Origin of the sequence: Methanohalobium sp. (assembly GCF_018609725.1) — an archaeon.
Lineage (GTDB): Archaea > Halobacteriota > Methanosarcinia > Methanosarcinales > Methanosarcinaceae > Methanohalobium.
Map to the genome: position 1 here is coordinate 1 of NZ_JAHENT010000078.1, position 8,505 is coordinate 8,505.

11 protein-coding genes and 1 pseudogene are annotated in these 8,505 nt (G+C 36.1%); all 12 read left to right on the top strand.

What is annotated here, in order from left to right; all coding sequences use genetic code 11:
- Positions 1-122 precede the first annotated feature (122 nt).
- Positions 123-710, top strand: a complete 588-nt coding sequence (locus QZ276_RS04840; RefSeq protein WP_292485799.1) for a hypothetical protein — start codon at positions 123-125, stop codon at positions 708-710.
- Positions 711-746: 36 nt separating this feature from the next.
- Positions 747-1,688 carry a 4-vinyl reductase gene (locus QZ276_RS04845; protein WP_292485800.1) on the top strand — a complete coding sequence of 314 codons (942 nt, stop codon included), beginning with the start codon at positions 747-749 and terminating at the stop codon, positions 1,686-1,688.
- 16 nt (positions 1,689-1,704) lie between these two features.
- Positions 1,705-2,022 carry a hypothetical protein gene (locus tag QZ276_RS04850; RefSeq protein ID WP_292485801.1) on the top strand — a complete coding sequence of 106 codons (318 nt, stop codon included), beginning with the start codon at positions 1,705-1,707 and terminating at the stop codon, positions 2,020-2,022.
- 17 nt (positions 2,023-2,039) lie between these two features.
- Positions 2,040-3,116, top strand: coding sequence for an ATPase domain-containing protein (locus tag QZ276_RS04855; protein ID WP_292485802.1), 1,077 nt, complete (start codon positions 2,040-2,042; stop codon positions 3,114-3,116).
- Between the two features lie 18 nt (positions 3,117-3,134).
- Positions 3,135-3,905, top strand: a complete 771-nt coding sequence (locus QZ276_RS04860; RefSeq protein WP_292485803.1) for a hypothetical protein — start codon at positions 3,135-3,137, stop codon at positions 3,903-3,905.
- Positions 3,906-3,926: 21 nt separating this feature from the next.
- On the top strand, positions 3,927-5,399 hold the full coding sequence (locus QZ276_RS04865; RefSeq protein ID WP_292485804.1) for a hypothetical protein: 1,473 nt from the start codon (positions 3,927-3,929) through the stop codon (positions 5,397-5,399).
- Between the two features lie 10 nt (positions 5,400-5,409).
- A complete protein-coding gene (locus QZ276_RS04870) occupies positions 5,410-6,117 on the top strand; it encodes a GNAT family N-acetyltransferase (RefSeq protein WP_292485806.1) in 708 nt (235 codons plus the stop codon).
- Between the two features lie 70 nt (positions 6,118-6,187).
- Complete coding sequence (locus QZ276_RS04875) at positions 6,188-6,430, top strand: thioredoxin family protein (protein ID WP_292485808.1); 243 nt, start codon at positions 6,188-6,190, stop codon at positions 6,428-6,430.
- A gap of 11 nt (positions 6,431-6,441) precedes the next feature.
- A complete protein-coding gene (trxB, locus tag QZ276_RS04880) occupies positions 6,442-7,350 on the top strand; it encodes a thioredoxin-disulfide reductase (RefSeq protein ID WP_292485810.1) in 909 nt (302 codons plus the stop codon).
- Between the two features lie 59 nt (positions 7,351-7,409).
- Positions 7,410-7,805 carry a DUF2111 domain-containing protein gene (locus tag QZ276_RS04885; protein ID WP_292485812.1) on the top strand — a complete coding sequence of 132 codons (396 nt, stop codon included), beginning with the start codon at positions 7,410-7,412 and terminating at the stop codon, positions 7,803-7,805.
- A 113-nt stretch (positions 7,806-7,918) separates the two neighbouring features.
- Positions 7,919-8,323, top strand: a pseudogene (locus tag QZ276_RS04890) (RNA-guided endonuclease TnpB family protein); the annotation flags it as partial.
- Between the two features lie 66 nt (positions 8,324-8,389).
- Positions 8,390-8,505: MerR family DNA-binding transcriptional regulator (locus QZ276_RS04895; protein ID WP_292485814.1), on the top strand; the 116-nt coding region annotated here is incomplete at its 3' end.

Here is an 8,505-nt window from a genome sequence, read left to right on the forward strand (position 1 = left end):
TCAGTAGTAAATATTTGTTTGGTTATACTCAGAAATTCAGTTAAATAACAGAAGATTTTTAAGTGTTAACAGATATATACAGGGTTAAAAATATATTTAGTTTTATATCAGCTGGTGTGATTATGGCTCAAGAACAGGGTATTGCAAAGGTAGATTTGCATTATATTACTAATGCGGTGATGATGGGAAATTCCCTATATTCCAACAACTGGGAAAAGGGAGTGATGTATTTAACCAATATCAATCTCTGGTTTTCAGTAGGAAACGGCTGGGAAACAATACCTTTAAAAAATATTACTATGATTGGCAGGGAACCTACCAGTTCAATCAAAACAAAAGCACAGAGAGCAACAGGTGCTTCAGATGTTTTAATAATTGATTATGTAAAAGAATCACATCTTGTTGAGGGAACTAATGTTTCTTCGACTGCACTGTTGGCAGGTAATGAATCTATCATAAACACATTGAAAAATTACCTGCAGCCGATGTGTGGTAGTTCCCAGAAATCTCAGTCATTATCTGATATTGATAAAAAATTGCTGTATCTCCTCTATACAGGAGTCACCGATTTCCAGAAATTGGGATTCCTCATTGGAGTTGATGCTGACACCTTAACAAACAGCTTCAAGAACTTAAAAGAACAGCAATTATGCGATAACGGCGGTGCACTTACCAATACAGGATTGAAAAAGCTTCAGGAGATCATGTAATAAATCAATGTTATGAACTAAAAGGGGTATTTGTGTATGTCTGATAATTTACCACCATTTATGAATGATGAATCCCAGAGTCCACCACCAATTGATGGAGGGGGCAGTTTTGCAGAGTCAATGGGTGCATTCGGCAAGATGTTAAAGATACAGGAAAAAATCAGTGACCAATTTCCAAAGTCTAAAGTACCGTGGAGTGAAACGCGTAAGTTTCTGAAGGCTCATGATATAAATTCAATAAAATCCACTCCATTATACAAGTTCCACATGAACCTGTTTAAAAAAATTGGACTGGGTGATATGCAGCTGGTATCCTACGCACCCATGCACTATATATTTGCAGTTCCCAATTGTCCAGTTTGCAGTCTGTATCCTGCACTTGAAAACCAGAAGGTCTGTGTAGCCACCTCGGATGCTTTGCACCGATTTTTTACTGAAGATCTTGAATTGGAATGCACTGTCGAGGAAATCGAATGTGTAAAGGATGGGGATAAACTCTGTAAATTCAAGGTTGACCTGCAGCCAATATCAGCATATCAGATAATGCTTGACAGTTATGATAAAAGAATATTACATGGTGAGCGTCCATCAGAACTTGATGAAGCGGATATACAGCAAAGAATTGATACACTTACTGTATACAAATTAATTGAAAACGGTAAACTCACAGATATCGGTGATGCCTATCTACAATATGCTGGTAATGTAGATGTAGAAGAAAAAGAGTTTGAGCCACCCTGGAAAAAGGAAGAAGAACTTGCCGAAATAGCGTCAAATAAAAAAACCTTTGGGGCTGCATTTGGTGAAATGGCACAAAAGGTTCAAAATGAAAGTGATACTCAACAATCACAGTCACAATCATCTGACACGCAAACCCAGGATAATGAAAGTGAAAAAACCAATGAAGCTAAAGAAGAATCCAAGAATTCCCAGAGTTTTGCTGAGCTCTTTGAAAAAATGAAGAAAAAACAAAAATAAAAATGGAGATGGGCTTATGACTCAAAATATATCTGATGATTTTTGTGAATCACTTACAAATTTTTTAGGTACTTATATCCGTGTAATAACAGATAATGCACATTACAGAGGATATTGTGAAAAAGTGGACTACAGCTATACTAATGTATTATTAAAAGATGCAGTACAAAAGACAGTTAACGGCTGGAAACACATTAGTAATCTGGTAATGATAAGGGGCGAATCCATCGAGTCCATATATGTTGAAAAGGCTTATCCTTTTGATGACGATGAAGACCTTATTCTTTCGATTGAAAAAGGCGAAGTTGTTCACGAATCTGATTCAGAAAGCTAAAAGTTTTGGTGACAAATATGGACGAAGACAGAATACCCACAGGAATTGCAGGTCTTGATAGGGTAATAGAAGGGGGATTGCGTGACAACACAACACTGCTTGTAGTGGGATCAAGTGGAACAGGTAAATCGACTTTTGCAATGCAGTACCTCATGTATGGTCTGGAAAATGGTGAAAATGCTTTATATGTAAGCCTGGAAGAACCACCTGAACAGATTCTTGAAGAAGCCGAAAAACTCGGTTTTAATATGAAAAAATATCATGAAAGTGAGCTGTTCTTTTTCCATACAAAAGGAGAGGATTTTAAACAACTGGTAGAAGAACAGTTGCCTGCATTGGTAGAGGCAAATAAAGATTATTCGGTAAGGACAAGAGTTGTTATCGACCCACTGACACCATTAATCTGGTCTATCAGTGATAAAAAGGAACAACGTGAACTTATAACCAAGCTTTTTTATACTCTCAAACAACTGGGAGCTGTTCTTGTAACCACTGAAGAACATTCAGCACCCGGGGAAACAATAGGTGAAGATGTATTAATTCCGGTTTATCTATCAGATGGGGCAATTCATTTAACTTACAGACCTATTGGAGGAGCATTTAACCGTTCACTGGAAATCATCAAAATGCGTGCAACAAGGCATGGAGAAGAAGTGTATCCCTATATCTTCGTTCGCGGAATCGGTGTAGTTGCAAAGACAACTCCGGTAGTCTCGCCAGAGGATGCGAACAAATATGACGGCATGTTTGATAAGGCTATTAAGACTGCTTCCGACCTTGGTGCCTCGGAGATGTTCCTTGATAAAATACGTTATGTGAAAAAATACTGGTCATATTCATTCTCTCCCAAAGAAACACTCCAAATGCTGTTTGAAACCTATGGTTTGACACAAGCAATCAAAAAAGATGATGTATCAGGTTCGGAAAATGTTGATAAAGATAACACATTTTCCAGTCAAAGTGAACAATCCAGTAACGAATCATCACAGCAGACAACAGAATCTTTTGATAAATCAGATGAGGAAAATGAGGGTGGAGAGAGCGACACTGTTGAAATAGAAGACCTTAGTGAACTGGAAGAATTAGCCGGATAATCATCGAGAGTGGTAGATGTGGTAAAAAAGGTAAAAGAAGAACTTGAGGACGTATCCCTCTTAAAATTCGCACTGGAATCCCAACTTAAAAGGATGTATCAGATAAGTGATGTGGATGTAGTACTTTTTGCTGGTGTAGACGGAAAAATCTATGCTTCTTATATACCCGAGGATATAGGCTCAAGAATATTTGAATTTACCAATGTTATAAACAACAATCTCCGACATATAAGCCAGCAACTCGAAATCGGTCTCTTACAATCAATAGTTGAATATCAGTTTGGAACTGTTATATTTTCATCAGTTGGGAGAGGTTCAATTTTAATTTCTCTGTTTACCCAGAAGGTAAACCTTACAGAAAATATGAAAATAATCGATACAACAAGGGAAGTAATGCTTCATATATTTGAGCAGAGACCAATGACATCTGATCAATTGTCCCAGTATTCAGAGGATGTCGCAAATGAACTACGAGCCCTGTCAAAACGGGTATTTGATGAGATGTACACACAATCTTCTGAATATAAGAAGAATATGGAAATCCTTGATGATATCAAGTCCAAGATAAGCAGTGTAATGGGTCGGGGAGAAGTAGACCAGGTTCTTACTATGGCGTTTAATGAAATTGCATCATCTCCCAAATGGATGACTGAAAATGAGTGGATACTGCTTGTTGAAATGGTGATAGAAGACCAGATACGTCCCCTTCACGGGGATTATGTTGCAGATATGTGTAAAAATGAATGGCTGCCTGATATAAAACGTAAACTTGAGGCATTTGTTTTATAACCTTTATTGGATGGTGAAACTTTGGATACTGGAAATGATATAAAACTGGTTCCTGCCAGGTCATCTGCATATGATGAAACAAAAAATGTGGAGTTATCAGGTAAACCCGAAAATCAATCTCAAAAGGATGTTACCGAGTATATGGACAGGTCTGAAAAAAAAGAACTGGAAAAGGAAATATCAGACCTAAAATCCAGACTTGAAAATCTGCAACAATTTGTTGATGAACGTACAGATTCCAACAGCCAAACGATATCACAATTAAAAGATGATGTTAAAACTAAAACTAATTATGATGATTTCAATCAATTAAAGTATAATTTTACCAGTTTTTCAAAACGTCTCAAAAGACTTGCCAAAGAAGAAGATGCATTAAACAAAAAAGGAGTGGATCCGGGAAAAATCCCTCCAGATGTACTTGAAATTACCTACGCAAAAACATTAAATGACCTACTGTCTGCTATGCTTGATGTCTATGGGAAACATGAAGTATCCAATATAGTAAATTCTGCAATAGGAGAAGTCAGAGAATCAAGCCCGGGTGTGGATTTTTTCAGGTTTGAAAACAACAGGTTTATGGTAAAAAAACTCTCAGAAGCTGTTGAATCAAAACTGGTATCAAGAAAGCAGATACATGGAACGTATGTTGAACTTTACAATAAATTATCAGTATATGTCCCAAGTTATGAAGGACGGGATTTCAGGTCTTTTGTGGAAACCGGTAGCCTTGAATATGCAGTTGATAAGGTAACAATCCATGAGACAAAATTAAACGAGTTGAATGATTCACTGATAAATCTTAAAGATAAAACATCTAACCTTTCCAAAGATTTGGAATCTATAAACAAAATACAAAATAAGCAATCAGAAAGTATTGATAACAATTCTGAAAACATATCCGTAATCAATAACCAGATTGAAGAAATGACCAATGCAATAAATTTGCATACCCGTGCTATCAAAACATTGAATAAAAAACTTGCAGATATTCAAAATGAACCAGATAATGATAAGGACACTTATGAAACGGATTTGGAAAGCAGACTGGATGCAAAAGCAGAAAGGAAAGAACTCATGGAAATGGATGAAAAAATCCAGAACATGAACAATGATTTAGCATTGTTTAAACAGGAGATACTGGAATCTCTTGAAAATATACAATCCGTACTTGAGAATAAAGTTGATGATGACAAATTAACAAAAATTGAGGATGAACTCTCGTCCATAAAAACCCAGATATCAAATATTCAGGATACATCCATACAACCAGATATCAACAATACTGATGATGATTTAGATAACGATGATTTAACTGTTCTTGAAACGCTTAAAAATATGGAAACATCTACCTTTAAAAAATTGGAAAAACAGTTGGATTCTGACGGAAACACAATATCTAAAAATTTGTCCGAAAGTCTTGATAAACTGGAAAACCAATCTCATATATATTCTCAGAAGAAGGGTAGATACAAACGCTATTTTATAAATACATAATTTATCCTTTATGGACGGTTTCAAAATTTTATACAGGACGGGTAATATAGTATATGCAGTTCCCGAATCCAGTAAGAGTATTGATAAACTTAAAATAAAAGTGGATGTCAACGGATTTAATTATTTTCGCAACAGATTTGCTACACCCTACCGTTTCTTCTTAAAATCATCGATTGATTCAGGTCATATTATTGTAGTAGCGTTTTCAATTCCGGATGTTCTGGTTGGATTTACAAGATTTGAATATACTAATCAGTGTTGTTTATTAAGAAGTATTGAAATCAATTCATCATATAGGCAGAAAGGGGTTGGAAAAACGCTTCTGGCAGTTGCATCGCAATATCTGCTGGGTTCATGTTTAGTAACCAGACCTGATAATGAAAGAGCAAAGAAATTTTTTAAAAAACTTGGGTTTATAAGTGCAAACCATTTTTCTGGTTTTGAAGGAGATTTTGATAAATATCTCGTCCTACCTTTTCCCAAAGCTGTGAATTTATTTGGGGAAATGGCAAAAACGTATCCGAGGATAGTGTTTCCAGAACTGATTAAGCTATATGAAGATCTTCAATTTAGGTTTTCCAGAGGTAAGCCGGTAAATAGTGATAGTCTGGACGAATTAAAAAAACTGCTTGATGAATATGGCAGTTTAATGGATGAAAATAATCTTGCAAGAATGAATCATCTTCTTTCTGACATACAGAAAGCAGATAATACTTAACAGCAAAAAACAATTAATTTGATATAGCCTTAATCAGATAATATTTTTGGAACCTTAAGGAGTGATTTGTGTGGTAAAAGTAACATTGCTTTATGCGAAATGGTGTCACGTCTGTCCTTCAGCAATTAAACTCTGGGAAGACCTGCACTCAAAATATGATTTTGAATATAAAGAACTTGATGTGGATTCAGAAGAGGGACAGGATGTAATATCCGAGTATGGACTACGCGGGGTTCCTGCAACAATTATAGATGGTGAAGTTGCTTTTATTGGATTGCCTGATAAAGATAAAGCAATTAAAGCGATTACTTGAGGTGTTGTTTAATGAATGATTTGATTATTATTGGAGGAGGTCCTGCAGGGATTGCAGCCGGAATTTATGCTGTTAGATACGGTCTTGACACATATTTGCTGGAAAGAACGGCAATTGGAGGGCAAATATCATCCTCACAAGAGGTAGAAAATTATCCGGGATTTTCATCTATTAACGGAATGGAATTGATGAACACCTTTAAAGCACATGCTGAAAGCATAGGTGTTCCGATTGAAAATAAGGGAGTTACCGGTGTTAGACCTGAGGACGATAAAATAGTAGTATCCACTGATGAAAATGTAGATATTGAGGCAAAAGCAGTAATTATTGCAACAGGAGCAAAACCCCGCAAACTGGGTATACCCGGAGAAGACACTTATTATGGCAGAGGTGTATCCTACTGTGCAACATGCGATGCCCCGTTTTATAAGGAACGTGATGTGATTGTTGTAGGTGGGGGTAATACTGCGATATCGGATGCGTTGATTTTATCCAATGTAGCAAACAAGGTTTATCAGGTACACAGAAGAGATGAATTGAGAGCCTCAAAGGTTCTAGAAGACAGGGCACGTTCAAGAGAGAACATAGAATTTTTGTGGGACACAGTTCTTGAGGAAGTAAAAGGTAACAATTTTGTTGAATCAGCATTGCTTAGAGATTTAAACACTAATGAATTAAGTGAAATATCAATTGAGGGTGTTTTTATATATGTGGGAATTGACCCCAACACAGACCTTATAGATGTAGAAAAAGACAAATCTGGATTTATTATTACCAATGAATTTATGGAAACCTCGGTTGAAGGAATTTATGCTGCGGGAGACTGTAGAAAAAGTCCTCTATGGCAGGTTATTACTGCTGCAAGTGATGGTGCGATTGCGGCTGCAAAAGCTTATGAATACATCAGGAACAAAGGATGATAATTTTGAGCGATAATCTATTATTGTTTTAAATCGTTTATTTATATAAGGTAGGTAAAATGGGTAATATAAAAATTACTGAAAATTCCAGTTCAGACGACCTTGAACCACTGGCTTTAGCTATACATACATTGATAGGAATCCCTACAACTATCCGCAGTAAAAACAAAAATGGAATACGCATGGAAAGGGGGGAAGTAGCAGATAGAGATTATACAGGTCCTATTCTGGAACAGGTAATTAAAACTGATAAAACAATAAGGGACGTCCCTCAGGAAGGTGTTTATAAAGGCAGACCAGTTGTTGTAACACCGCTGCATTCAAGTGACGGAACTCTTGTGGCTGCACTTGGTGTTGTTGACCTTGTTGCAGCGCTTGATATATTATCCCTTTTCAGTGCATATCCTGGAATTATTGATGAAGTTGAAGAAGCAAAAAACCGGCTTAATGAATAATCTGAATAAACTTTATAAATATATATAAAACACGATTTATTCAGCATTAAGGTATGCATAAATAAACAGTAGCAAATTTTTAGATACTTTGATAAACGATTGTATAATAATACATGTATCTGACCCAGAAGAACCATCTCCGTGCAGATAAGCAAACTTATGAGACCTTGAAGAGGTTGACCAGACTGTCCAAGAACCTGTACAATTATACATTGTACACTATTAGGCAGTATTTCTTTGCTAATGGAAAATATCTGAAGCGCGAATCAGTTTATCACATGGTCAAAGAGAACGACAACTACAAGCTTCTGCCTTCACAGGCTGCTCAGAATACTATAGAAACTGTGGATAGGAGTATGAAATCGTTCTTCAAACTTCTGGATAAGAAGAGAAAAGGTGAATATGAAAAACCAGTTTCTCTACCAAAGTATCTGGATAAAGACGGTAACTTCATATGTACATTCAAGAAAGATCAACTGAAGGTTATCGACGATAAAATCAGATTATCTTTGGGAATAAAACAGTTCCCAAATTATACAACAAATTTACATAATATTACATGCAATATGTAATAATTGTAAAAGGTGTTAAATTTGTATAATATAAAACAAGCTTCTGAATATCTGGGCGTTAATCCTGAAACATTGAGAAGATGGGAAAGAGAAGGCAAAATAAATCCTGAAAGAACTGAAGGAGGACA